Annotated in this window: 1 protein-coding gene and 1 pseudogene; both read left to right on the plus strand. The window is 37.4% G+C overall.

What is annotated here, in order from left to right:
• Positions 1 to 582: pseudogene (locus JG30_RS09180) on the plus strand (relaxase/mobilization nuclease domain-containing protein); the annotation flags it as partial.
• A gap of 483 nt (positions 583 to 1065) precedes the next feature.
• Positions 1066 to 1840, plus strand: a 775-nt coding sequence (locus JG30_RS08525) for a replication initiation protein (protein WP_046318194.1), incomplete at its 3' end; no start/stop codon positions are given.

A 1840-nucleotide genomic window follows, 5' to 3' on the forward strand; every position in this document is an offset into this window, starting at 1 on the left:
CTTTTAGACGCTCATGGGGTAATTGTCCACCCCCGTGGCAAAAACGTCTCCTACGCGTTCTTAGACGCCAATAATAAGCAGCGGCGTGCTCGTGGAACTACCTTGGGCCACGATTATGAAAAAGAGGTGCTTGAACATGAGTTGGAGCAACGAGCCCAACAATCAAATTTCACTTTTCGACTTGAAAACGTTAGAGGCCAACAACTACTTATTAGCCAGAAACAACGAAAAATTGCAGCAGAACAACAAACTATTACAACAACAAGTGACCGAACTACAGACCAGCGAGCAAGCTTGGTTCGAACAAGTGACGTCCAATTACAAGCGGACTTTGGAAGCCTACAAACAAGAAAATCAAAAATTAGAGCGACGCTTGAACAAATTGAGCGCGCAATACCGCGAATTATTAGGCGACTAAGAACCCAATCAACTTCACTTTTGGATCTTTTTAATCAGTCCCAGCCTTCTAGCCAGCCGAAAGCGCAAAGAATTAAGAAAGTAAAACCATCAAAATCGCTCTTAGCACTTCTAAAACAGCGCTCCACTCCTATTAAGCACCATCAACAAGAACGGGGATTGTAATAATTTTGCTATTGAGCTTTTTAATAGCCCCATAGTGGCTTAAGAACTGCAGCTTAAGGGTTTTGGGGACTTTTCTGAACCACTAGCGACGACCAACGGGAGGCGCAAGGAACGTAGTGACTGAAGTTTTCATGTGAGAGCTTTTGCTCTCACACCTTTTTTTTAAGATTTTTTACTTAGTTTCACCCCTATTTTTGATTGTTCGATGTCGAATTAACCGCAAAAATGGGGGCTATTTTTTTAGCCCCCCTCTTTTATACCTCTTTTTAAACCTCTTTTAAACCTCTTTTAGGGGTCCTCTGAGCCTTACTCCCCCAAGGGATACAGAATTTTATGAATAGAGAATTGTCTGTTTATCGATAGAGAATTGTCTGTTTATCGATAGAGAATTGTCTGTTTATCGATAGAGAATTGTCTGTTTACATAGAGTTTTTTAAAATATACTATATCTATACAATTGTATGTATAAGAAGGTGACATTTTTTGAGTAATGAAATTGTCAAATATGATCCAGAATTAAACACAATTCCCTTAAGAAAATTCTCGGCTGTCGAAATGAATTTGTTTTTTTCGATTATTTCACGTATGCGCGATAAGGGAGATCAAACGGTTCGTCTCACTTTTGAGCAATTAAAAGAATTAAGCAATTACAAACCCACAGCAAATAAGCGCTTCGAAGATGATATTCAAAGCACTTATCAAAAATTAATGTCCCTCCACTTCAGCAAATATAGTAAAAGCGGCAAAAATAGAGAATTATTTGTCATGTTTACCAAATTCAAAATTATGGGGGAATGTTCAGAACCTTATGTTGATATAGAAATCTACAAAGATGTCTTGCCTTTACTAAATGATTTAGAGAGTTGGGTGCGATACGCTTTAGAAGACTTTAAAAATTTACGGAGCACCTATGCGAAAACTATGTTTAGACTGTTAAAACAGTACCGAACTACTGGCCATGCTTATTTTTCGAAAGAAATGTTCAATGAACTTTTGGACATCCCAAAAAGCTATAAAAATAGCAATATAAATCAATCAGTCTTAAAGCCCATAAAAGAAGAGTTAAGCCCGTTATTTAAAGGCTTCTCCGTTCATAAAAAATATGGCAAAGGTCGTGGCAAACCCGTAATTGGTTATTCTTTTTCTTGGAAACCGGAAGCTAAAGATTCTAATGATTTTAGTCGGAGTAAATCTGCCGATGAAACGTCCAAACTTTTGAATATTAAACACAATGCAGATTTAACAAACAAAGAAAAAT

Source organism: Bombilactobacillus mellifer (assembly GCF_000970795.1).
Classification (GTDB): domain Bacteria; phylum Bacillota; class Bacilli; order Lactobacillales; family Lactobacillaceae; genus Bombilactobacillus; species Bombilactobacillus mellifer.